The organism is Paracidovorax konjaci, assembly GCF_900112675.1.
GTDB lineage: Bacteria > Pseudomonadota > Gammaproteobacteria > Burkholderiales > Burkholderiaceae_C > Paracidovorax > Paracidovorax konjaci.
The window spans coordinates 78,306-102,285 of the sequence record NZ_FOMQ01000001.1; the positions used below are offsets into that span (position 1 = coordinate 78,306).

Below are 23,980 nucleotides of genomic sequence, written 5' to 3' on the forward strand. Positions count from 1 at the left end.
CTCCCTTTTCCCTCCACCGCATCCGCCACCGCCTCCCGCCGTTCTGCCCATGTCCGACACCGCCCCCGGCCACCCGCCCCAGTCCCGCACGTCTCCTGCGCGTGCCGTGGTCGAGCTGCTGTCGTCCATGCGCTTCGCGATCTCGCTGCTCACGGTGATCTGCATCGCCTCGGTGATCGGCACGGTGCTCAAGCAGCACGAGCCCGCGGTGAACTACGTGAACCAGTTCGGGCCGTTCTGGGCCGAGCTGTTCCTGGCCATGCGCCTCAATGCGGTCTACAGCGCCTGGTGGTTCCTGCTGATCCTCGCCTTCCTGGTGACCAGCACCTCGCTGTGCATCGCGCGCAACGGCCCGCGCTACCTGGCCGACCTGCGCAGCTACAAGGAGAACATCCGCGAGCAGAGCCTGAAGGCCTTCCACCACCGTGCGCAGGCGGCGCTCGCGGCCGAGCCGCCCGAGGCCGCGGCGCGGCGCATCGGCGGCCTGCTGGCCGGCGGCGGCTGGAAGGTGCGGCTGCAGCAGCGCGACACCGCGGCCGGTCCCGGCACGGGCTGGATGGTGGCCGCCAAGGCCGGCGCGGCCAACAAGATCGGCTACATCGCCGCGCACAGCGCCATCGTGCTGATCTGCCTGGGCGGCCTGCTCGACGGCGACCTCATCGTGCGCGCGCAGATGTGGATGGGCGGCAAGACGCCGTACACCGGCGGCGGGCTCGTGTCCGAGGTGGGGCCCGAGCACCGGCTCTCCGAGCGCAATCCCACCTTCCGCGGCAACCTCTTCGTGGCCGAGGGCACGCAGTCGGGCACGGCCATCCTGAACCAGTCCGACGGCGTGCTGCTGCAGGACCTGCCGTTTTCCATCGAGCTGAAGAAATTCATCGTGGAGCACTACTCCACGGGCATGCCCAAGCTGTTCGCGAGCGAGATCGTGATCCACGACAAGGCCACGGGCGAATCCACGCCCGCGCGCGTGGAGGTCAACCACCCCGCCAGCCACCGCGGCATCGAGATCTACCAGTCGAGCTTCGACGACGGCGGCTCCCTGCTCAAGCTGCGCGCCGTGCCGATGGCGCCGGGCGTGCAGCCGTTCGACGTGGAAGGCACCGTGGGCGGCTCCACGCGCATCGAGCGTGCGGGCCGCGCCGGTGCCGGCGAGGCCATGACGCTCGAATTCACCGGCCTGCGCACCATCAACGTCGAGAACTTCGGCGCAACCGGTGCCGGCGGCTCCGGTTCAGGCTCCGGCGCCGACGTGCGCAAGGTGGACCTGCGCCAGTCCATCGAATCGCGCCTGGGTGCGGGCAACAAGACCGCCACGCCCAAGGAACTGCGCAACGTGGGCCCGAGCGTCACCTACAAGCTGCGCGACGCCGCGGGCCAGGCGCGCGAATTCCACAACTACATGCTGCCCGTGGACACGGGCGACGGCCAGCCGGTGTTCCTGCTCGGTGTGCGCGAGACCCCGGCCGACCCGTTCCGCTTCCTGCGCGTGCCGGTGGACGACCAGGGCCGCATGGACGGGTTCCTGCGCATGCGCATGGCACTGGCCGACCCCCAACTGCGCGAGCAGGCCGTGCGCCGCTACGTGGCCCAGGCGGTCGATGGCTCCCGGCCCGAGCTGGCCGGGCAGCTCACGCAATCCACACTGCGCGCGCTCTCGCTCTTCGCGGGTGCGAGCGATGCGGCGCGCCCGGCCGGCGCACCGCCGCGCGCGGGCCTGCAGGCCATCTCCGATTTCATGGAAGACAACGTGCCGGCGGCCGAACGCGAGCGCGCGGGCGAGGTGCTGATCCGCATCCTGAACGGCGCGCTGTTCGAGATCGCGCAGCTCACGCGCGAGCGTGCCGGACTCGCGCCCCTGCCGCAGAACGAGGCCACGCGCGCCTTCATGACGCAGGCCGTGCTCTCGCTCAGCGATGCGCAGGTCTACCCCGCGCCCATGGCGTTCGAGCTGGCCGATTTCACGCAGGTGCAGGCCAGCGTGTTCCAGGTGGCGCGCGCGCCCGGCAAGAACGTGGTCTACCTGGGCTGCGCCCTGCTGATCCTGGGCGTGTTCGCGATGCTCTACGTGCGCGAGCGCCGCGTCTGGGTGTGGCTCGTGCCCGCCGGCGGCAGCGGCGCCGCGGCCACGATGGCGCTGTCCACCAACCGCAAGACGATGGACGGCGACCGCGAATTCGCCCAGCTCACCGAGAAACTCATCGGGGCCCGGCCCCACCATGGAGGCAACACCGCATGAACACGGCGACGACCACCACCACTGGCACCATCACCCTGAACGAAGGCTATTTCGCGCGGCGCAACTGGTTCGACTGGGTGTTCGCGGCCCTCGTGGCCGCGGGCGGGCTCTACGCGCTGCAGCGCTACGGGGCCTTCATGGACGTCTACGAGAAAGGCATCCTGCTCGGCGCCATTCCGTGCACCGTGTGGCTGGGCTGGTTCTGGCGGCCGCTGCGCGCCCTGGTGCTGGTGGTGGCGGCGTTCGCGCTGCTGGCCATCGGGCTCTACCAGCAGGACGGCGCGGGCAGCCTCGCACGGGCCGACACCGTGTTCGGGCTCAAGTACTTCCTCTCGAGCCAGTCGGCCATCCTCTGGATGAGCATGCTGTTCTTCATCAGCACGGTGTTCTACTGGCTGGGCATGTTCGCGCGCGGCGAGCGCGGCACGCTCTCGCTGCTGGGCTCGCGCATCGCCTGGGTGGCGATCGCCATGGCGCTCATCGGCACGCTGGTGCGCTGGTACGAGAGCTACCTGATCGGGCCGGACATCGGCCACGTCCCCGTGAGCAACCTCTACGAGGTGTTCGTGCTGTTCTGCTGGATGACGGCGGCCTTCTACCTCTACTACGAAGAGCAGTACGCGACGCGCGCGCTGGGCGGCTTCGTGATGCTGGTGGTGAGCGCGGCCGTGGGCTTCCTGCTCTGGTACACCGTGGTGCGCGAGGCCCACGAGATCCAGCCACTGGTGCCGGCACTCAAGAGCTGGTGGATGAAGCTGCACGTGCCGGCCAACTTCATCGGCTACGGCACCTTCGCGCTCGCGGCCATGGTGGCGTTCGCCTACCTCATCAAGCAGCAGGCCGGCGAGACGCGCTGGTGGAAGCTCGCGCCGCTCTGGATGCTCGGCATGGTGCTGTGCTTCGAGCCCATCGTGTTCCGCCAGGGCGCCACCGAGAACGGCGGCAGCTACTGGATGGTGTATTTCGGCATCTCGGCGCTCATCGTCGCGGGCATCCTGCTGGGCCGCCGGCGCATCGCCGAGCGCCTGCCGTCCTTCGAGGTGCTCGACGACGTGATGTACAAGGCGATCGCCGTGGGCTTCGCGTTCTTCACCATCGCCACCGTGCTGGGCGCGCTCTGGGCGGCCGAGGCCTGGGGCGGCTACTGGAGCTGGGACCCCAAGGAGACCTGGGCGCTGATCGTCTGGCTCAACTACGCGGCGTGGCTGCACATGCGCCTCATGAAGGGCCTGCGCGGCACGGTGTCGGCCTGGTGGGCCCTCGTGGGGCTGGGCGTGACCACCTTCGCGTTCCTGGGCGTGAACATGTGGCTCTCGGGCCTGCACAGCTACGGAACGTTGTAGCAGCGGACGAATCCGTCCGGGGCGAGGGCGCGTATAACCGGGACATCCCCGCAGGCCGCCCCCACCCCCGAAGGATTCCTCCATGCTCATCAAGAACCACGACGACGGCTTCCTCCACCCCGCCGGCAGCGAGATCACTCCCCGCGCGGTCTACGAGGGCCGCCGCGACCTCATGAAGCTCCTGGCGGGGGGCGCGGCCGGCGCGGCGCTCGCCGGCTGGGCCGGCCGGGAGGCCCTGGCGCAGGTGGCACGCCCCGGCAAGCTGGCGCCGCTGGCGGCGGTGCCGAGCAAGGTGGCCGGCGCCACCACCATCGAAAAGCTCACCGAATACAAGGACGCGAGCACCTACAACAACTTCTACGAGTTCGGCGTGGACAAGGGCGACCCGGCGCGCAACGCCCACACGCTCAAGACCTCGCCCTGGACCGTGGAGGTCGAGGGGCTCGTCAACAAGCCGGCCAGGTTCGCCCTCGAAGACCTGCTCAAGCTCAGCCCGCAGGAAGAGCGCATCTACCGCCTGCGCTGCGTGGAGGGCTGGTCGATGGTGATCCCCTGGGTGGGCTACTCGCTGTCCGAACTCATCAAGCGGGTCGAGCCGCAGGGCAGCGCCAAGTACATCGAGTTCGTGACGCTGGCCGACAAGAAGACCATGCCCTATGTGGACCGCCCCGTGCTCGACTGGCCCTACACCGAGGGCCTGCGCATGGACGAGGCCATGCACCCGCTCACGCTGCTCACCTTCGGCATGTACGGCGAGGTGCTGCCCAACCAGAACGGCGCCCCGGTGCGCCTCGTCGTGCCGTGGAAATACGGCTTCAAGAGCGCCAAGAGCCTGGTCAAGATCCGCTTCGTCGAGAAAGAGCCCGGCACGGCCTGGAACAAGGCGGCCAAGCAGGAATACGGCTTCTATTCCAACGTGAACCCCAACGTCGACCACCCGCGCTGGAGCCAGTCCACCGAGCGTCGCATCGGCGAGGACGGGGGCATCTTCGCCAAGAAGCGCAAGACGCTGATGTTCAACGGCTACGGAGCGCAGGTCGGCCAGCTCTACGCGGGCATGGACCTCAAGAAATTCTATTGACCCCGGATGTGTCCGGCCGGGAGGCCAGGCCGCACCGCCCACCCCCATGAAGAAACTGCTGCTCCACCCGGCCGCCAAGCCGGTCGTCTTCGTGCTCTGCCTGCTGCCGTTCGCGTGGCTGGTCTACGGCATCGTGGCCGACCGGCTCGGCCCGAACGCCGCCGAGGTGCTCATCCGCTCCACGGGCGACTGGACGCTGCGCGGGCTCTGCCTCGCGCTGGCGGTGACGCCGCTGCGCGTGGTGGCCGGCCTGCCGGCGCTGGCGCGGTTCCGCCGCATGCTGGGGCTGTTCGTGTTCTTCTACGCGGTGCTGCACCTCGTGAGCTATGCGTGGTTCGACATGGAGTTCGACCTGCCCGGCATCGTGCGCGACACCCTGCAGCGGCCGTTCATCCTCGTGGGCATGCTGGCGTTCGGGCTGCTGCTGCTGCTGGCCGCCACGTCGTTCAACCGGGCGATCCGCTGGCTGGGCGGCAAGCGCTGGCAGGCGCTGCACCGCACGGTGTATGCGGTGGCGGGCCTGGCACTGCTGCACTTCTTCTGGATGCGCGCGGGCAAGAACTTCTTCGGCGAGGTCGCCGTCTATGCGGCGATCCTGGGCGTGCTGCTGGGCTGGCGCGCCGTGCGGGCACTGCGCAGCGCCCACGGCGCGCGCGCCTCGGCGGCATGATTGCTATATTTTTGGTAGCAAAGTATTGAATGGATCCGGCGGCATGAGGCCAAAAACATGCCTCATCCGCGCACGGCCTGCAGCGCCGGCCGCACCTGCCGCGTGGCCGGATCGATGATCGCCGTGGGCAGCTGGTAGGCCCGGTCGTCGAACAGGTCGATGCCGCATTGCAGGTTCTCGATCCAGTCCAGGAAATCGCCGATCGCCTTCTTGCCCATGATGGGGGAGCCGTGCTGGGGCACCAGCATGGAGATGTCGAGCTGCCGCGCCATGCGCGTCCACAGGCGCAGGATCTTGTTGGACACCATGTAGCGGCGGTGGAAGCCTTCCATGAGCGGGATGTGCGGCGCCAGTTCGGTGACGGGCTCGCGCGCCTTCGCCCCCGAGGTGAGCGACACCGCCAGATCGCCGGTGAACAGGATCTTGCTCACCGGATCGTAGAAGTGGAAATTGCCCTCGGAGTGCATGAAATGCGCGGGCAGCAGCACCAATTCGTGCCGGCCGAGCGGCAGGTGGCCGCCCGCGTCGGGCACGCCGATCACGCGGTTCTCGGTCTTGCCCACCTTGGTGAAGTGGGGCGCGAACCGCTCCCAGATGCGCGAGATCACCAGCGTGGCCTTCGTGCTGGTCATCCACCGGTCGAGCGACGCGATGATGTCCGGGTCCGCATGCGAGGCGATCAGGTAGGAGAGCTTGTGCGGGGCGAAGTGCTTGCTCATGCCCATGAACAGCTCGTTGAAGGCGAGGTTGCCGCCCGGGTCGATGATCGCGCCCGTGTCCCCATCCACGATGAGGAACTGGTTGGCCTGCACCGCCTGCCCGTCCTCTTCGATGAGGTCGGAGAACATCAGGCAGGCGTGGTGCTTGTCTCGATAGAGTTCCAGGGGTTCCGATGCCATAGCGTTCCACATGTCATGAAACGGTCAATGTACGGACATCGGCCCGGCGGGCGCTTGATGCGCATCAAGCGAAAGCGAATGCTCAGTCGGGCAGCTTCTCGTGGCGAAACGTGTCCTCGAGCGGCTCGCGCGCACGGATGAGGTGGGCCCGGTCGCCGTCCACCAGCACCTCGGCGGGGCGCGCACGCGTGTTGTAGTTGCTGCCCATGGAGCTGCAGTAGGCGCCGGCCGAAAGCACGGCCAGCCGGTCGCCGGCCTGCACCGCCAGCGTGCGGTCGCGGCCGATCCAGTCGCCGCTCTCGCAGACGGGACCGACCACGTCGTACACCGCGGACGCGGCACCGGCGGCTGGCGCGCCCACCGGCACGATCGCGTGGAAGGCCTGGTACATCGCGGGGCGGGGCAAGTCGTTCATCGCGGCATCGACGATGCAGAAGTTCTTCTGCTCGCCGGGCTTCACGTAGAGCACCTCGGTGAGGCACACGCCGGCATTGCCGACCAGCGAGCGGCCCGGCTCGATCATGAATTGCCGGTCGCCATAGCCGCGCGCGTCCAGGCGCTCGAAAAGCTGTGCCCACAGCGCATCCGCCGCGGGCGGGGTGTCGCCGTTGTAGTTGATGCCCAGGCCGCCGCCGAAATCGATGTGGTGGATCGGGATGCCGGCGGCCTCGATCTGGCCGACCAGGTCCAGCATGCGGTCCACCGCGTCGAGGTAGGGCGTGGCCTCGGTGATCTGGGAGCCGATGTGGCAATCGATGCCCGCCACCTGCAGCCCCGGCAGGGCCGCGGCGCGCTGGTAGGTGGCCACCGTGCGTTCGTGCGCCACGCCGAACTTGTTGCCCTTGAGCCCGGTGGAGATGTAGGGGTGGGTCTTCGGATCGACGTTCGGGTTCACGCGGATGCTGATCTGCGCACGCCGGCCGCAGGCCACGGCCACTTCGCTCAGCACCTCGAGTTCGGGCTCGCTCTCCACGTTGAAGCAGCCGATGCCGGCCTCCAGCGCCTCGCGCATTTCCTGGCGCGTCTTGCCGACGCCGGAAAAGATGATCTTGCGGGCGTCGCCGCCGGCCGCCAGCACGCGGCGCAGTTCTCCGCCGGAGACGATGTCGAAGCCGCAGCCCGCACGCGCGAAGAGCTGCAGCACGGCCAGCGACGAATTCGCCTTCATCGCGTAGCAGATCTGCACCTTGCGCCCCGCGAACCCGCGCTGGTAGGCCGCCAGCGCCGCGAGCATCGACGCCTTCGAATAGACATACAGCGGCGTGCCATGCGCCTGGGCCAGGTCCGAGGCGCGCACGGATTCGATGGAGAGGTCGTCGCCCTGGTAGGCGATGTGGGGGTGGCCGGGCAGTGCGGTCAGCGTCATGGCGTGGTGGAGGCAGGGGTCGACGCGGGCGTCGAAGCGGGGGACGAGGGAAGAGAGGCTGAGGGCAGGGCGGGCGACGGTGCCAGCACCGGTGCCGGGATGGGGGACGGCGTGGGCGCGTCGCGCATCGGATCGAGCGTCTGCGGCAGCGTGGCGCGCTGGGTTGCGGCCGGATCGGACGGCAGGTAGAGCGGACCGCGCTGTCCGCAGCCCGTCAGCGCGGCAACCGCACCGGCAGCAAGGACGCACGTGCTGACTAGAATTTGCGAAGCTCTCAACATCCGCAAATTGTAGAAGTAATGACCGATCAAGAATTCCTGGACCAGGCCGAACGACTGCTGCTGGCGGTGGAGCAGGGCTGCGACCGCATCAACGACACCACCGACGCGGACCTCGACGCCCAGCGCTCGGGCGGCATGGTGACCATCGTCTTCTCCAACCGCAGCCAGATCGTCATCAATTGGCAGAAGCCTTTGCACGAGATCTGGATGGCCGCGCAGTCGGGCGGCTACCACTACCGCTTCGACGGCAGCGCCTGGATGGACACCAAAGGCGCGGGCGAATTCTTCGGGGCGCTGAGCGACGCCGCCTCGCGCCAGTCGGGCATGCCGCTCGCCTTCGCGGCCGCCTGACCCGGATCGCCCAAAGAAAAAGGCACCGCGGCGGGCGCCGCGGTGCCTTCGGATCGCCGCCCCCCTGGCGGAGGCGTGCGGTCAGTTGCGGAAGAGGTCCAGGATCCGGTTGCGCTCTTCCACGGGCGGCGGTGCCTGCGGCGCGGCCCCCGGCACCGCCGCCGGATGGTCTTCCATGCCGACGCTGGCCACACCGGCATTGCGCGCGTATTCCTCGTAGAACCACTCGCCACCCACGTTCACCACGCCGGGCGGCACGGTGGGTTCGGCCACGGGCACGCCCTTCAGCGCGCGTTCCATGAAGCTGATCCAGATCGGCAGGCTGAGGCCTCCCCCGGTTTCGCGGCTGCCGAGGTTGCGCGGCGTGTCGTAGCCGATCCACGTCACGGCCGCGATGGTGGGCTGGAAGCCCGCGAACCAGGCATCCACGGCATCGTTGGTGGTGCCGGTCTTGCCGTAGATGTCGGAGCGCTTGAGCGTCGCCTGCGCGCGCGCGGCCGTGCCGGAGCGCGTCACTTCCTGCAGCAGGCTGTTCATCACGAAGGCGTTGCGGGGCTCGATGGCCCGCGGGTTGTCGGCCGTGGCGGGCGGCTGGAAGTCCGACAGGATCCGGCCCTTGTGGTCCGTCACGCGGCTGATGAGGTATGGATTCACGCGGTAGCCGCCATTGGCGAACACCGAGTAGGCCGACACCATCTGCATCGGCGTCACCGATCCGGCTCCGAGCGCCATCGTGAGGTAGGCCGGGTGCTTGTCCGCCTCGAAACCGAACTTCGTGATCCATTCCTGCCCCGTCTTCGGTCCCACCGCCTGCAGGATGCGGATGGAGACGACGTTCTTCGACTTGGCGAGCGCGGTGCGCAGCGTCATCGGGCCGTCGTACTTGCCGTCGTAGTTCTTGGGCTCCCACGGCTGGCCGCCCGTCGTGCCGGCGCTGAAGAAAAGCGGGGCATCGTTCACCACGGTGGCCGGGGTGAAGCCCTTTTCGAGGGCTGCAGAGTAGATGAACGGCTTGAAGCTCGAACCCGGCTGGCGCCAAGCCTGGGTGACGTGGTTGAACTTGTTCTTGTCGAAATCGAAGCCGCCCACCAGCGCCTTGACGGCGCCCGAGCGCGGATCGACCGCCACGAAGGCGCCTTCGACTTCCGGCAGTTGGGTGATGTCCCAGGTTTTCTTGGGCGTCTGGATGATGCGGATCACCGCGCCGCGCCGGATCTTGATATTGGGCGGGGCCTTGTCGCTCAGGCCGGATTGCACGGGCTTCAGTCCGTCGCCCGTGATCTCGATGGGCTCGCCATTGGCGCGCGCCGCCACGATCTTCTTGGACGTCGCCTCCAGCACCACGGCCGACAGCACATCGCCGTTGTCCGGATGGGCGGCCAGGGTGTCGTCGATCACGTCCTCGGCCTCCTGGGCGTTGGTGGGCAGGGCGACGAACTTCTCGGGGCCGCGGTAGTGCTGGCGGCGCTCGTAATCCATGATGCCCTTGCGCAGGGCCTGGTAGGCGGCTTCCTGGTCCCCGGCATTGAGCGTGGTGTACACGTTCAGTCCACGGGTGTAGGCATCGTTTCCGTACTGCGCGAAGATCAGCTGGCGTGCCATCTCGGCCACGTACTCCGCGTGGATGCGGGTGTTGTCCGGGCCGCCCGGACGGATCTTCAGGTCTTCCTGCTTGGCGGCGGCGGCTTCTTCGGCGGTGATGAATCCGTTCTCGACCATGCGGTCGATGATGTAGAGCTGTCGCACCCGGGCCCGCTTGGGGTTGCTGATCGGGTTGTACGCCGAGGGGGCCTTCGGCAGGCCCGCCAGCATGGCGGCTTCTGCGATGCTGATGGATTTCAGCGGCTTGCCGAAATAAGCCTCGGACGCGGCGGCAAAACCGTAAGCCCGATTTCCCAGATAAATCTGGTTCATGTAAATCTCGAGAATCTGATTTTTGGTCAACAGATGCTCGAGTTTGAATGTTAGTAATATTTCGTAAATCTTTCGCGTAATTGTTTTCTCCGACGAAAGATAAACATTGCGTGCCACTTGCATCGTGATAGTAGAGGCGCCCTGGCTTTTCACCCGGCCGAGGTTGGCGAGGGCCGCCCGCACCATGCCCTTGTAATCCACGCCCCCGTGCTGGAAGAACCGCGCGTCTTCAATGGCCAGCACCGCATTGGTCATGACCTTGGGGATCTCCTGGATGGGCGTCAGGTTGCGACGCTCTTCGCCGAATTCACCCAGCAGGGCGCCTTCCACGGAATACACGCGCAAAGGCAGCTTGGGCCGGTAGTCGGCGAGGTCCGAGATGTCCGGCAGGTTGGGGTATGCCACTGCGAGCGCAACGGCGATGGCCAGTCCCAGGCCCAGCGCGCCTGCAGCGGCGATCCCGAACAGCCAGGCAAAGCTCTTGATCAGCCAGCGCAGCCACGTCGGCCGGGAGGGGGTGGCCCGCGGCGCGGTCTTGTCGGGAGAGGAGGGCGGCATATCGGTCCAGTGGGAATCAACCGGGCATTATAAAAAATCGCCCATGGCGTGGCGTTTCCGCACGCTTACCGCTGTGCGGAAGGGCGGCGTTTGCACCCTTGGACAGCGCCTCTGGATAACCTCTGCCGCCACCGTGAATTCCGTCTGCTTTTGACAACGCAGCGCTGGTTACGGCGGGGTAAAACACTTTGCCGCTCTACAACCTTACTGCTAGCATTCATGTGAAGTGTTAAGTTTTGTTGCGTCAATAAAGCGAGTTACAGGGGGCCAATCTTGATCTCTTTGGGATCTTTGTTCAGTCGCCAGGCTGCGCCACTGCTGGGCATCGACATCAGTTCTTCCAGCGTCAAGCTCGTGGAACTGGGGCGCGACAAGGCAGGGGGGCTGGTGCTGGAACGTTGCGCTATCGAGCCCCTGGAACGGGGTTGGATCAGCGACGGCAACATCGAGAAGTTCGATGAGGTCGCCGAGGCCTTGCGCCGGCTGGTGAAGAAGAGCGGCACGCGCACGAAGAACGTGGCGTTGGCATTGCCTCCTTCCGCGGTCATCACCAAGCGCATCACCCTGCCGGGCGGCATGTCCGAGCAGGAGCTGGAGGTGCAGGTCGAATCCGAGGCCAACCAGTACATCCCGTTCTCGCTGGACGAGGTGAGCCTGGATTTCTGCGTCATCGGCCCCAGCAAGAACGCCCCCGGCGATGTGGATGTGCTCATTGCCGCCTCGCGCCGCGAGAAGGTGCAGGACCGGCAGGGGTTGGCCGAAGCCGCGGGGTTGAAGCCGGTGGTCGTCGACATCGAGTCGCACGCCTCCCGCCTGGCGGCCGGCAGGCTCATCGAAGCCTTGCCCAACCAGGGCACGGATGCATTGGTGGCCCTGTTCGAAGTGGGCGCCTTGACCACGAGCATGCAGGTCATCCGCAACGATGAAGTGCTGTACGACCGGGACCAGGCGTTCGGCGGCGCACAGTTGACCCAGCTCATCGTCCGGCAGTACGGTTTTTCCGCGGAAGAGGCGGAGAGCAAGAAACGCAACGGAGACCTGCCCGAGGACTACCAGTCCGCGGTCCTGCGGCCGTTCGTGGAAAGCATGGCTCAGGAAATCGGGCGGGCATTGCAGTTCTTCTTCACCAGTACACCCTACAACCGGGTGGATCACATCATGCTTGCGGGAGGGTCGGCGCCATTGCCGGGCCTGACGGAGGCGGTCACCCAGCATTCGGGGTGTGCCTGCACGGCCGTCAATCCCTTTGAGGGCATGGAGATCGGAAGTTCCGTCCGCCTCAAGAAGATGGTGCGCGAAGCGCCGTCCTACCTCACCTCGTGTGGGCTCGCCATGCGGAGGTTCCTCCAGTGATTCTCATCAACCTGCTGCCCCACCGCGAGGCAGCCCGAAAGCGCCGGAAGGAAGCCTTCCAGGCGACGATGTTCGCTTCGTTCCTGATCGGCCTTGCCATCGCTGCAGGCATCTACTGGTGGTACCAGATGATGATCAGCGAGCAGCAGGGGCGCAACAGCTTCCTGCAATCCGAGATCAAGGTTCTGGAAAGCCAGATCAAGGAAATCGCCACCATCGAGGAAGAAATCGCCGCCTTGCGCGCGCGCCAGAAGGCGGTGGAGGATCTCCAGTCCGATCGCAACCTGCCGGTCCACCTGCTCACTGAGCTGGTCCAGCAGCTGCCGGACGGCGTCTACATCACCAGCCTCAAGCAGGCGGACCAGGTCATCACCATGCAAGGCATGGCGCAGTCGAACGAGCGCGTCTCCGAAATGCTGCGTAACCTGGCCGAGAACACCCCGTGGTTCTCCAAGCCCGAACTGGTCGAGATCGTGGCGGCCAACGTGGCATTGACGCCCCGGGACCAGCGCCGTGTGGCTTCGTTCAATTTGCGCTTCCGCCTCATGCGGACCAGCGAAGCGCAAAAGGCCATGGACGGTGCCAGCGCACCCCACGGCGCACCGCGCGCGGCAGGGGGATGAGCATGGCGAGCAGAAAAAAGACATCCGTTGACTTCGTCGCACTGCAGGGCAATCTGCAGCGCCAATTCAAGAATCTCGACGCCAAGGACCCCTCTCTCTGGCCACCGGTGCCCAAGCTGTTGCTGTGCGTGGTGATTGCCGTTGGTGTCGCAGCGTTTCTCTGGTTCTTCAAGATCAGTGAGTACCAGGACGAACTGGAGTCCGAGCGCAACAAGGAGGTGGCTCTTCGCGAGGACTACCAGAAGAAGCTGACCAAGGCCGTGAGCCTCGATGCGCTCAAGAAGCAGCGCGAGCAGGTGCAGCAGTATGTGATCCAGCTGGAAAAGCAACTGCCGAGCAAGGCCGAGATGGCCGCGCTGCTGTCCGACATCAACCAGGCGGGCCTCGGCCGCAGCCTGCAGTTCGAATTGTTCCGTCCGGGGCAGGTGGTCGCGAGGGACTACTACGCAGAGCTGCCGATTGCCATCCGGGTGACCGGCCGGTACCACGACATCGGGGCGTTCGCCTCGGATGTCGCCAACCTCTCGCGCATCGTGACGCTGAACAACATCTCGCTGTCGCCGTCTGGCGCCAAGGACGCAGCGGCCGGTACGCTCTCCATGGAGGCCACGGCACGGACGTTCCGATATCTCGATCCTGAGGAAATTCAGGCCCAACGCCAAGCTGCCGGAGCGAAGAAATGAAGCGGCATCTTGTGTATGGCTTCGCAGTGCTGGCGGCGCTGGCGCTTCAGGGCTGCGGCTCGTCGAACGAGGATGAATTGCGCGAATGGATGTCCGGGTTGCGCGCCACGACCAAGCCGCGCATCACGCCCCTGAGCGAGCCCAAGAAATTCCAGCCCGAGAACTACAGGGCCGACGGGGCGACCGACCCTTTCAATCCACTCAAGCTGACCCAGGCCCTGCGACGGGACTCCGTGCAGGTGGCGGCCAACGCGACATTGATCGCTCCTGAGATGTCGCGCCGCAAGGAACCGCTGGAGGCCTTCCCGCTGGACACCATGTCCATGGTGGGAAGCCTGAACAAGGCCGGTGCACTGACTGCGTTGCTGAAGGTGGACAACCTGATCTATCAGGTACGGGCGGGCAATTACCTGGGGCAGAACTACGGAAAGATCACGCAGATCACCGAGACGGCCATCCAGGTGCGTGAAATTGTTCAGGATGCAACGGGCGACTGGATAGAGCGTCCCGTGACGCTTGATCTCCAAGAGGGGAAGAAATGATTCAAACGAAATGGTTCGGTTTTCGTTGCCGAGCGGTACTGGTCGCCGCGGCGGCAACCTTGTGCAGCACCTGGGTCCATGCGCAGGCAGCGATCGAGTCCGTGCGGGGCGTCATGCAGGGCGGCACGGAACTGGTGCGCATCGAGCTCTCGCAGCCGCTCAGCACGCTGCCTTCCGGATTCGCCATCCAGGCACCCGCGCGGATCGCGCTCGATTTCCCCAACACCACGAACGGCACCGGCCAGTCCCTCGTCGAGGTGAACCAAGGCAACCTGAAGTCGGTGAACATCGTTCAGGCCGGGGACCGTTCGCGCGTGGTGCTCAATTTGAAGCAACCCACCTCCTACAAGGCGGAGATCCAGGGTTCTGCGCTGCTGGTGTCGCTGGATCCCGCGTCCACGGGCGCAGTGGCCCAGGCCGTGGCCCCGGTGGCGTTTGCCGAAAGCAGGAACACCGATGTGCTTCCTCTGCGGGATGTGGACTTCCGGCGCGCCACCGATGGCGCGGGCCGCATCATCGTGGCCTTGGCCAACAACCAGGTGGGCGTCGACCTCCGCAAGCAGGGCAACAACCTGACGGTGGAGTTCCTCAAGTCCTCCTTGCCCGAAGGGCTGCGCCGCCGCCTGGACGTCACCGATTTCGGGACCCCCGTGCGCATCGTGACCACCGCCCAGCAGGGCGAACGCGTCCGCATGACGATCGAGCCGATCGGCGAATGGGAACACAGCGCCTACCAGAGCGACAACCAGTTCGTGGTCGAGGTCCGTCAGAAGAAGGTCGACCTGAACAAGCTGACGCAAGGCCCTGGTTTCAGCGGTGAAAAGCTTTCCCTGAATTTCCAGAACATCGAAGTGCGGTCCCTGCTGCAGGTGATCGCGGACTTCACGAACTTCAACATCGTGACGTCCGATACCGTGACGGGTGCATTGACGCTCCGGCTCAAGGATGTGCCGTGGGACCAGGCCCTGCAGATCATCATGGATGCCAAGGGCCTGGGCATGCGCAAGTCGGGGACGGTCCTGTGGATCGCGCCCAAAGACGAGATCGATGCCCGGACGAAGAAGGACTACGAAGCCGCGCTGGCCATCCAGAGGCTGGAGCCCCTGCGGACCCAGGCCTTCCAGCTGAACTATGCCAAGGCTGCCGACATGCTGACGCAGCTGGCCAACACCAGCGCGGGCTCCGGAACTTCCACGCGCTTTCTCTCCGAGCGCGGAAGCGCGATCGCCGAGCCCCGCACCAACCAGCTTTTCGTCACGGATACGCCGAGCAAGCTGGAAGAAGTGCGCCAATTGCTGCTGACGCTCGACGTGGCCGTCAGGCAGGTGATGATCGAGGCGCGCATTGTCGAAGCGCGGGACACTTTTGGCCGTTCGCTGGGCGTGCGGCTGGGGGGCGCCGACCTGCGCGCCAACCGCGGTGGTGACGGCGGCTACAGCGTCGGTGGCAACAATCGGCTAGCGATCGGCACCAGCTACAGCAACGCCGTGGCGAGCAGCGGTGCCGGCGGCACGGTGGATACCAGTTCGTCGTTCGTGAACCTGCCTGCGGCACTCTCCACCGGCGGCAGCTTCGGCAACTTCGCGCTGACGCTGTTCAACTCTGCCGCCAACCGCTTTCTCACGCTGGAGTTGTCGGCCATGGAGGCCGATGGCCAGGGCAAAGTGGTGTCGAGCCCGCGCCTGATCACGGCCGACCAGACCAAAGCGCTGATCGAGCAGGGGACCGAGTATCCCTATTCGGTGACGGCTCCGAACGGCGCCACCACGGTCGCATTCAAGAAGGCCGTCCTGAAGCTGGAGGTCACGCCCCAGATCACGCCCGAGGGCAACATTATTCTTGACCTGGACGTGAACAAGGACAGCAAGGGTGAAACGACGACCCAGGGGGTCGCGATCGATACGAACCATATCAAGACGCAGGTTCTTGTGGAAAATGGCGGCACCGTGGTGATCGGCGGGATTTTCCGGTTGGAAGAGACCAACCAGGAAAACAAGATTCCCGTACTGGGCGACGTCCCCGTGGTCGGGAATCTTTTCAAAAATAGGACCAAGGAATCCACCAAGCGTGAAATGCTGGTGTTTATCACCCCGAAAGTCATTTCGGACAAAGGTCCAGTTCGTTAAAAAATCAACTTGGGTGACAGAATGAAATCATTGATCAAGGCCATCGCGTTATCGCTGGCCGCCACGCTCGTGGCGTGTGGTGGGGGTGGGGGAAGTGCCGGAGGCACCGATACGGGCGGCACGACGACGCCGGCGGTTGCATCCATCGAAGTCCTGACATCGGCCACGGGGTTGGCCTCTGCGGACACGACCGGCGTCACCGTCACCGCTGTGGTGAAGGATGCCGCCAACAATTCGATCGCTTCCAGGGCCGTGTCTTTCAGCGCGAGCAGCGGCACGCTGACCAGCGTCGCGGCCTCGACAGGCACCGACGGGCGCGCCACGGCCGTCCTGACCGCAGGCAATGACCGCTCCAACCGCGACATCGTGGTCACGGTGACCTCCGGTTCCATCACCCAGAAGGCCACGATTCCGGTCACCGGCACCACGCTGACGGCTTCCGGCTCGACGTCCCTGCTGACCGGTGCATCCACGAGTTTCGCCGTCAGCCTCCGCGACAGCAGCGGCGTGGCGATCTCGGGCGCTGCGGTGACGGCGTCCTCCTCCCTGGGCAATGCCATCACGGCCAGCAGCACGAATACCGATGGCAATGGCTCGGTCACGCTGGCCTACTCTGCCACCCGCAGCGGCACGGACACGTTGACGATCCAGGGTGCAGGTGCCTCGCAGGCCCTCACGGTGAACGTCAGCAGCGTGAATTTCGCATTCACGTCGCCGGCCGCCAACACGGAAGTGGAAGTCAACAGCAGCCGTGCCGTGACGGTGCGGTACCTGTCCGGCGGCGTCGGCGTGGCCGGCAAGGCCGTGTCGTTCGGCACCACCCGCGGCACGGTTTCGCCTGCGCAGGCAGTGACCGATGCCAATGGCACGGCCACCGTGCAGGTGACTTCGCCGTCCGTCGGCGTGGCGACCGTGAGCGCCCGTGTGGACGACAGCGCGATCACCACCCTGCCTGTGAGCTTCGTGGCCTCCACGCCCGCGACCCTGGTGCTGCAGACCTCCTCGGCTGCCCTGGCTCCCAACAGCCCCGGTAGCTCGACCAACCAGGTGCAACTGCGTGCCACTGTGCGCGATGCCGCCGGCAATGCCGTCAAAGGCAAGACCGTCTTCTTCACGGCGGTGCAGGATCTGAGCGGTGGCTCCATCAAGACGGGTACCGCCGTGACGGACGCCAACGGCCTTGCCACCGACGTGTTCGTGTCGGGTGCCACGTCGACGGCCGCCAATGGCGTGCAGATCCGTGCCACGGTGGCCAACACCAGCATCAGCGCCGTCTCGTCCCTGACGGTGAGCAGCCAGGCACTCTTCATCTCGATCGCTGCGAACAACACCATCGAGAAGCAGACCACCACCTACCGCAAGACGTTCTCCGTGCAGGTCACAGACGCCAATGGCGCACCGGTGGCCAACCAGAACGTGACGCTGTCCTACTGGGCTCCTGTCTTCGGCAAGGGCACCATGGATTACGATGGGATCAACGGCGTCTGGACGAATGGCAACACAACCACGCTCACTCGCTCGGTGGGTTGCCTGAACGAAGACACCAACCGCAATGGCATTCTTGATGCGGGTGAAGACCGTGACGGGAACGGCCGCCTGAGCCCGGGCCTGCCCGCGGCGATCGCGCCGGCATCGGTGACCACGGACGCTGTCGGTTCGGCCTCCTTCACGCTGACCTACGGCCAGCAATACGCCAACTGGATCCTGTTCGAACTGGCCGCCAAGGCGGTTGTCGCGGGCACCGAATCCAGCTCGTTCTTCAATTTCAGTGCCTCTGCCAGCGCGGACGACATGACCAGTGCGACGGTGCCCCCGGCATCGCGCGTCAGCCCCTTCGGCACGGCCCTCAATTGCGCGGACCCCAGCTGAGCATCCACCTCATCGGCCTTCCAGGCTCGGGCAAATCCACCGTCGGGCGCCAGTTGGCCCGGCGGCTGGGGCTGCCCTTCATCGATTCGGACCACGTGATCGAGCAGCGCATCGGCGGCTCGATCCGTGGTTTTTTCGATCGTGAGGGAGAGGCCGCCTTCAGGGATCTGGAGGAGGAGGTCATCCGCGAGTTGACGGAGGAGAGCGAGGCGCGCGTGCTCGCGACGGGCGGGGGCGCGGTGATCCGCGCGGCCAACCGCGCGCGTCTGCGCGAGCGGGGAACGGTGGTGTACCTGAATGCATCGCCCGAAGAAATCTTTCGCCATATCCGCCATGACCAGACCCGGCCGCTGCTGCAGGTGGCAGCGCCGCTGGACCGGTTGCGTGAACTGCAGCGCGAGCGGGATCCGCTGTACCGGGAGACGGCGCATTTCGTGGTGTCGCCGGGGCGGGGCAAGAACGTTGCCGCGCTGGTACAGCACATTGCAATGCAGATAGAACTGGCCGGGCCACCACACCCCCCGCCACCCACGGCGCCCTGAGGCGGCAGCGGGGCGGCCCCGCAGTCCGAAGTCCGAAGTCCGAAGTCCGAAGGCTTGGCAGCCTGGCAGTGCCGCTGTCGGGGGGCGATCCTGAAAGACGGCGGAGCACATGCTGCGCCCCTTTCTCTAACACACCGCCTGTCCTCCATGGCGGCACGTGCCGCCCACCCTGAGGTCCCACAGTCTCCAGCAGCACGAGTGGACGCGCCAGAGCCATGCTTGGCGTCCCGTGCCCTCCCCGGCAGGCCGGCTGCGGTTCGCGCAGCGGAAGCCGATAGACTCCGGGGCCATGACTGCCGACGCCACCCTTGCCCGCGATACCGACCGGTCCCCACGGTCTGCGCCTTCGTCCTCCAGCGCATCTGCCATCCCCCCATCGACCGAGCGCGGTTTGCCGCCAGGCCGGGGCGATGGGCCCGTGCCGCCATCCCGCGTGGAAATTCCGCTGGGCGACCGGAGCTACGGCATCGAGATCGGCGCGGGCCTGCTCGATGCGGCAGATACCTACGCGGCGTGCCCCAAGGCCGCCTGCGCCCTCATCGTGACGAACGAAACCGTGGCGCCGCTGTATGCCGAGCGTCTGCGCCAGGCCATCGCCCACCGCTATCCCGAAGTGTTCATCGTTTCCTTGCCGGACGGCGAGGAGCACAAGGATTGGCAGACGCTGAACCGCATCTTCGATGCGCTGTTGTCCCATGGCTGCGACCGCAAGACCGTGCTGTTCGCGCTGGGCGGCGGTGTCGTGGGCGACATGACCGGCTTCGCGGCGGCAAGCTACATGCGTGGCGTGCCCTTCGTGCAGGTGCCGACAACGCTGCTCGCGCAGGTGGATTCGTCGGTGGGCGGCAAGACGGCGATCAACCACCCGCTCGGCAAGAACATGATCGGCGCGTTCTACCAGCCGCAATTGGTGGTGTGCGACCTGTCTACGCTGTCCACGCTGCCTGCGCGCGAGTTGAGCGCGGGGCTGGCGGAAGTCATCAAGTACGGGCCGATCGCCGACATGGACTTCATGGCCTGGCTCGAAGGCCACGTCGATGCCCTGCGGGCGGGCGACCACGCCGCGCTCGCGCATGCCGTGCGGCGCAGCTGCGAGATCAAGGCCTGGGTGGTGGGGCAGGACGAGCGCGAAGCCGGCCTGCGCGCCATCCTGAACTTCGGCCACACCTTCGGCCACGCCATCGAGGCCGGCATGGGGTACGGCGTGTGGCTGCACGGAGAGGGCGTGGGTGCCGGGATGGTGATGGCGGCCGAACTGTCGCATCGGCTGGGGCTGGTGGATGCGGTTTTCGTGGAGCGCCTGCGCGCCCTCATCGTGCGCGCGGGTCTGCCGGTGCGCGGTGCCGTGATCGACCCCTCGGACAACGCCGGCCGCTACCTCGAACTCATGCGCCTGGACAAGAAATCCGAAGGCGGCGAGATCCGCTTCGTGGTCATCGACGGCCCGGGCAGTGCCTCCATGCGCCCGGCGCCCGATGCGCTGGTGCGCGAAGTCATCGACGCCTGCTGCGCCTGAGCGACCCGGACCGCCACGGTGCAGGCAAAAGAACCCTCTTTCGTCCCGGGCGCCCGCGCAGGCAGCGCGCCGCAGCCGCTGCCAGGGCAGGGGAGTGGCGCGCCGGCCTGTGTGCCGCCGCTGGCCCCGTATGCCTGTGACCCGGCCCTGACGCGCGGGCGCAGGCATCCGCAGTCGCCCGCGCCCACCCGCACGGAGTACCAGCGCGACCGCGACCGCATCGTGCATTCGACGGCGTTCCGGCGGCTGGTCTACAAGACACAGGTGTTCCTCAACCACGAAGGCGATCTGTTCCGCACCCGGCTCACGCATTCGCTGGAAGTGGCGCAACTGGGGCGCTCCATCGCGCGCTCGCTGCGCATCAACGAAGACCTGGTCGAGGCCGTCTCGCTCGCGCACGATCTGGGCCACACGCCGTTCGGCCATGCGGGGCAGGATGCCCTGCACGAGTGCATGGCGCAGCAGGGCGGCTTCGAGCACAACCTGCAGAGCCTGCGCGTGGTCGATGCGCTGGAAGAGCGCTACCCGGATTACGACGGCCTGAACCTGACCTTCGAGACGCGCGAGGGCATCCTCAAGCACTGCTCGCGCGTCCATGCCGAGGGCCTGGAGGCCCAGGAGCCCGGCGGCGTCGGCGCGCGCTTCCTGCTCCGGCAGCAGCCGGGCCTGGAGGCGCAGCTGTGCAACCTGGCCGACGAGATCGCCTACAACGCCCACGACATCGACGATGGCGTGCGCTCCGGGCTCATCACGCTGGCGCAGTTGCGCGACCTGCCGCTGTTCGACCGCTTCCGCGCCGATGCCGAGCGCGACCACCCGCACCTGGGCGGGCCGCAGGCGCAGCGCCGGCTGCTGCACGAGGCGATTCGCCGCATGCTGAGCGCGCAGGTCTACGACGTGATCGATGCCACCGGCGCCGCCATCGCGGATGCGGCGCCGCGCACGGTGGACGACGTGCGCCGCCTGCCGCCGCTGGTGGGCTTCAGTGCCTCCATGCGGACGCAGTCGCAGGCGCTCAAGCGCTTTCTGTTCCAGAACCTCTACCGGCATCCGCAGGTCATGGAGACCACGGGCCTGGCCAAGCAGGTGGTGCGCGAGCTGTTCGAGATCTATGCCGCACGGCCCACCGAGATGAAGCACCGCTTCGCGGACCGCGCGGCCGCGGCGCTGGAGGGGGCTGCCGGCACGGCGGCGGCGGGCGCGTTGCCGCATGCGCGCACCGTGGCCGATTTCATCGCCGGCATGACCGACCGGTTCGCGGTGCGCGAGCACGAGCGGCTCACGGGCGTGCGCCTGCTGGCCTGACGCCGGGTTGCCGTCCGGCAGCCTTTTGCCCGGGGACAAGGCTCGCTGGCGGCCCCGCCGATAAAATCGCGGCTTCCCCCCCAGAAAGACCCCATGAGCGAATCCCCCGCCGGCGCCGTGCCGCCTGCCGCCGATGCCTGCGCGTCCGTGCACCAGACCGTGATCGAGGACATGGTGCGCTGGCTGGAGCGTGCCGTCATCGGCCTGAACCTGTGCCCCTTCGCCAAGGCCGTCCACGTGAAGGAGCAGATCCATTACGTGGTGAGCGATGCCACCGACGCGCGCGGCCTGATCGAAGACCTGCAGCGCGAGCTGGAAGCGCTGGCCGAAGCCTCGCCCGAGCGCCGCGACACCACACTGCTCATGGCGCCGGGCTGCATGGAGGATTTCCTCGATTTCAACGACTTCCTCGGCCTGGCCGACGATCTGGTGGAGGCGATGGACCTGGGCGGCATCCTGCAGGTGGCCTCGTTCCACCCACGCTTCCAGTTCGCCGACACCGCGGTGGACGACGTGGGCAACGCCACCAACCGCGCGCCGTACCCCACGCTGCACCTGCTGCGCGAGGAAAGCATCGACCGCGCCGTGGAAGCCTTTCCCGAGGCCGAGGCGATCTTCGAGAAGAACATCGAGATGCTCGAAGCACTGGGTGCCGAAGGCTGGGCCGCGCTGGACGTGGGCCCGCGCTGCCCCGTCGCGCACGGTGGCGCCGGGAGCGGAGCGTGAAGCCCGCTCGCGTCCCCAGGGCCGCCCCCCGTGCCGGTGCGCAGGCCCCGGCCGCCGACGCGCAGGTACTGCAGGAGCTGCGCCCGGGCCAGTCGGTGGAACTGCTCAAGGAACTGCACATCCTCACGCGCGATGGCCGGCTCAACCAGGATTCGCGGCGCAAGCTGAAACAGGTCTACCACCTGTTCCAGTTCATCGAGCCGCTGCTGCGCGAGTTCGCGCAGGACGGGCAGGCGCCCACGCTGGCCGACCACGGCGCGGGCAAGTCGTACCTGGGTTTCATCCTCTACGACCTGTTTTTCCGGGAGCTGGGCCGCGGGCACAGCTACGGCATCGAGACGCGGGCCGAGCTGGTGGAGCGGTCGCAGGCCCTGGCGCAGCGGCTGGGCTTCGACCGCATGGCCTTCCTGCACCTGACCGTGGCGGAATCGACCGCGGCCGCGGCGCTGCCCGCCCGCTTCGACGTGGTCACCGCGCTGCACGCCTGCGACACCGCGACGGACGATGCCATCGCCTTCGGTCTGGCGAAGCAGGCGCGCGCCATGGTGCTCGTGCCGTGCTGCCAGGCCGAAGTGGCCGCCTGCCTGCGCCAGAACAAGGCGCTGGCGCTCGCGCGCACGCCGCTGGCCGAACTGTGGCGCCACCCGCTCCACACGCGCGAGATGGGCAGCCAGCTCACCAACGTGCTGCGCTGCCTCTACCTGGAGGCCAGCGGCTACCAGGTGACGGTGACCGAGCTGGTCGGCTGGGAGCACAGCATGAAGAACGAGCTGATCGTGGCGCGCCACACCGGCCAGCGCAAACGCAGCGCGGCCGAGCGGCTGCGGGCCATCCTGGCGGAATTCGGCCTGGAGCAGGAACTGGCGGCGCGGTTCCCGCTGCCGGCCGCTCCGGCCCCTGCCGGAGCGGTGGCGGAAGAATCTGCATGAAAAATGCTCCATGCCGCCGGATCCATTGAATAGTTTGCTATAAAAATAGTAGCATCCAGGCCTGGAGCCGCGGGCGCTTCACCACGGGCGCTGCGGAGCGGCCCGCAGAACCCGGCGAGGGGGTTGCGGCCGGGTGCCATGTCGCCGGCCCTGCCGCAGGCCTTGCGGGCGGCGCGGCCCTTGGCGGCGGCGCCGCAAGGCCTCTGCCGGTCGCTCTAAGATCGCGCTCCACGCTGCTGCCTTCGCCCACTGCCCGCTCGCCCGCCATGGCCCGCCTTCCCCGCCTGACCCTGCCCGGGTACCCCCACCACGTCATCCACCGCGGCAACAACCGCCAGGTGGTGTTCGTGGACCGGCAGGACCGCGAAGCCCTGCTGGATCTGCTGGCCGGGCAGTCGCGCGCCTGCGGGGTCGCCATCCATGCCTATGTGCTGATGGACAACCATTTCCACCTGCTGGCCACGCCGCGCACCGCGGACGGTCTTCCGCTGCTGATGCAGTCGGTGGGCCGCAGCTATGTGCGGGCCTTCAATCAGCGCCACGGACGCAGCGGCACGCTGTGGGAGGGGCGCTACCGCTCCACGGTGCTGGAGGCCGCGCGCTACCTGCTGGCCTGCATGGCCTACATCGACCTCAATCCCGTGCGGGCCGGGCTGGTGGCCCGGCCCGAGGACTACCCGTGGTCCAGCCACGCCCATGCGCTGGGCCTGCGGCCGGACCGCGTGGTGACGCCGCACGCGCTCTACTGGGCGCTGGGCAATACACCATTCGCGCGCGAGGCCGCCTATGCCGCCCTGGTCCAGGCCGGGCTGGCCGCCTCCGAACAAGGCCGCATTACGGAGGCGACGTTGGCCGGCTGGGCGCTGGGAGGCGAGTCGTTCGCTGCGGCGCTGCAGGAGCAGACCGTCCGCCGTGTGACCAAGGCGCGAGCAGGGCGGCCGCGCAAGACCCCGGACGACCCGCCAGAGGCGTGACGTTGGCCGATTGCGGAAGAAAAACACCTTTTCTGATATGTCCCTAATTTCTTTCTCAAAGATCGTTGTGTAAATAAAATTGTTATCTGA

At 66.9% G+C, this 23,980-nt stretch carries 21 protein-coding genes; 17 read left to right on the forward strand and 4 right to left on the reverse strand.

The annotated features are described in order from the left end of the window. The first annotated feature begins 49 nt into the window (after positions 1–49). From BM144_RS00300 to msrQ, 4 genes are all read left to right on the forward strand, one after another. Positions 50–2,239 carry a cytochrome c biogenesis protein ResB gene (locus tag BM144_RS00300; RefSeq protein WP_092948672.1) on the forward strand — a complete coding sequence of 730 codons (2,190 nt, stop codon included), beginning with the start codon at positions 50–52 and terminating at the stop codon, positions 2,237–2,239. Continuing rightward, a complete protein-coding gene (ccsB, locus tag BM144_RS00305; protein ID WP_092948674.1) occupies positions 2,236–3,582 on the forward strand; it encodes a c-type cytochrome biogenesis protein CcsB in 1,347 nt (448 codons plus the stop codon). Before BM144_RS00300 ends, ccsB begins: the two co-directional genes overlap by 4 nt. A gap of 82 nt (positions 3,583–3,664) precedes the next feature. After that, positions 3,665–4,663, forward strand: coding sequence for a protein-methionine-sulfoxide reductase catalytic subunit MsrP (gene msrP, locus BM144_RS00310; RefSeq protein WP_092948676.1), 999 nt, complete (start codon positions 3,665–3,667; stop codon positions 4,661–4,663). Positions 4,664–4,709: 46 nt separating this feature from the next. Next, entirely contained in the window at positions 4,710–5,333 is a 624-nt protein-coding gene (msrQ, locus tag BM144_RS00315; protein ID WP_092948678.1) for a protein-methionine-sulfoxide reductase heme-binding subunit MsrQ, read from the forward strand. 62 nt (positions 5,334–5,395) lie between these two features. On the opposite strand, the gene BM144_RS00320 is transcribed toward msrQ, so the two are convergent. The 3 genes from BM144_RS00320 to lptM form a co-directional block, all read right to left on the reverse strand. Then, the gene (locus BM144_RS00320; protein WP_092948680.1) at positions 5,396–6,232 is read right to left on the reverse strand and encodes an oxygen-binding di-iron domain-containing protein; all 837 of its coding nucleotides are present in this window, start codon (positions 6,230–6,232) and stop codon (positions 5,396–5,398) included. An 82-nt stretch (positions 6,233–6,314) separates the two neighbouring features. Then, the gene (gene lysA / locus BM144_RS00325) at positions 6,315–7,598 is read right to left on the reverse strand and encodes a diaminopimelate decarboxylase (protein ID WP_092948682.1); all 1,284 of its coding nucleotides are present in this window, start codon (positions 7,596–7,598) and stop codon (positions 6,315–6,317) included. Continuing rightward, positions 7,595–7,879, reverse strand: coding sequence for an LPS translocon maturation chaperone LptM (gene lptM / locus BM144_RS00330; protein WP_092948684.1), 285 nt, complete (start codon positions 7,877–7,879; stop codon positions 7,595–7,597). Before lptM ends, lysA begins: the two co-directional genes overlap by 4 nt. An 18-nt stretch (positions 7,880–7,897) precedes the next feature. On the opposite strand from lptM, the gene cyaY reads away from it, so the two are divergent. Beyond that, positions 7,898–8,230: an iron donor protein CyaY gene (gene cyaY, locus BM144_RS00335; RefSeq protein WP_092948686.1), complete on the forward strand. Its 333-nt coding sequence runs from the start codon at positions 7,898–7,900 to the stop codon at positions 8,228–8,230. Positions 8,231–8,311: 81 nt separating this feature from the next. Here the strand turns inward: cyaY and BM144_RS00340 are convergent, their stop codons facing one another. Then, the gene (locus BM144_RS00340) at positions 8,312–10,702 is read right to left on the reverse strand and encodes a penicillin-binding protein 1A (protein ID WP_175525901.1); all 2,391 of its coding nucleotides are present in this window, start codon (positions 10,700–10,702) and stop codon (positions 8,312–8,314) included. Positions 10,703–10,975: 273 nt separating this feature from the next. Here BM144_RS00340 and BM144_RS00345 point away from each other — a divergent pair, with 273 nt between their 5' ends. The 12 genes from BM144_RS00345 to BM144_RS00400 all read left to right on the forward strand — a co-directional run bounded on the left by BM144_RS00345 (position 10,976) and on the right by BM144_RS00400 (position 23,890). Then, positions 10,976–12,055 carry a pilus assembly protein PilM gene (locus BM144_RS00345; RefSeq protein ID WP_092948688.1) on the forward strand — a complete coding sequence of 360 codons (1,080 nt, stop codon included), beginning with the start codon at positions 10,976–10,978 and terminating at the stop codon, positions 12,053–12,055. Continuing rightward, complete coding sequence (locus BM144_RS00350) at positions 12,052–12,678, forward strand: PilN domain-containing protein (RefSeq protein WP_092948690.1); 627 nt, start codon at positions 12,052–12,054, stop codon at positions 12,676–12,678. Before BM144_RS00345 ends, BM144_RS00350 begins: the two co-directional genes overlap by 4 nt. After that, positions 12,675–13,361, forward strand: a complete 687-nt coding sequence (locus BM144_RS00355; protein WP_092948692.1) for a type IV pilus inner membrane component PilO — start codon at positions 12,675–12,677, stop codon at positions 13,359–13,361. Before BM144_RS00350 ends, BM144_RS00355 begins: the two co-directional genes overlap by 4 nt. Beyond that, positions 13,358–13,903 carry a pilus assembly protein PilP gene (locus tag BM144_RS00360; RefSeq protein WP_092948694.1) on the forward strand — a complete coding sequence of 182 codons (546 nt, stop codon included), beginning with the start codon at positions 13,358–13,360 and terminating at the stop codon, positions 13,901–13,903. Before BM144_RS00355 ends, BM144_RS00360 begins: the two co-directional genes overlap by 4 nt. Further along, the gene (locus BM144_RS00365; protein ID WP_092948696.1) at positions 13,900–16,029 is read left to right on the forward strand and encodes a type IV pilus secretin PilQ; all 2,130 of its coding nucleotides are present in this window, start codon (positions 13,900–13,902) and stop codon (positions 16,027–16,029) included. Before BM144_RS00360 ends, BM144_RS00365 begins: the two co-directional genes overlap by 4 nt. A gap of 21 nt (positions 16,030–16,050) precedes the next feature. Further along, a complete protein-coding gene (locus BM144_RS00370) occupies positions 16,051–17,898 on the forward strand; it encodes a beta strand repeat-containing protein (protein WP_092948698.1) in 1,848 nt (615 codons plus the stop codon). After that, positions 17,880–18,440 (forward strand): shikimate kinase, encoded by a 561-nt coding sequence (locus BM144_RS00375; RefSeq protein ID WP_092948700.1) that lies wholly within the window; start codon positions 17,880–17,882, stop codon positions 18,438–18,440. The genes BM144_RS00370 and BM144_RS00375 overlap by 19 nt, the downstream gene beginning before the upstream one ends. A gap of 418 nt (positions 18,441–18,858) precedes the next feature. Further along, a complete protein-coding gene (aroB, locus tag BM144_RS00380) occupies positions 18,859–19,956 on the forward strand; it encodes a 3-dehydroquinate synthase (RefSeq protein ID WP_434802633.1) in 1,098 nt (365 codons plus the stop codon). A gap of 78 nt (positions 19,957–20,034) precedes the next feature. Beyond that, positions 20,035–21,261, forward strand: a complete 1,227-nt coding sequence (locus BM144_RS00385) for a deoxyguanosinetriphosphate triphosphohydrolase (RefSeq protein WP_092949492.1) — start codon at positions 20,035–20,037, stop codon at positions 21,259–21,261. 93 nt (positions 21,262–21,354) lie between these two features. Further along, complete coding sequence (locus BM144_RS00390) at positions 21,355–21,987, forward strand: DUF1415 domain-containing protein (protein ID WP_092948704.1); 633 nt, start codon at positions 21,355–21,357, stop codon at positions 21,985–21,987. Beyond that, positions 21,984–22,916 (forward strand): class I SAM-dependent methyltransferase, encoded by a 933-nt coding sequence (locus tag BM144_RS00395; protein WP_092948706.1) that lies wholly within the window; start codon positions 21,984–21,986, stop codon positions 22,914–22,916. Before BM144_RS00390 ends, BM144_RS00395 begins: the two co-directional genes overlap by 4 nt. A gap of 266 nt (positions 22,917–23,182) precedes the next feature. Further along, on the forward strand, positions 23,183–23,890 hold the full coding sequence (locus BM144_RS00400; RefSeq protein ID WP_092948708.1) for a transposase: 708 nt from the start codon (positions 23,183–23,185) through the stop codon (positions 23,888–23,890). Positions 23,891–23,980: the final 90 nt, after the last annotated feature.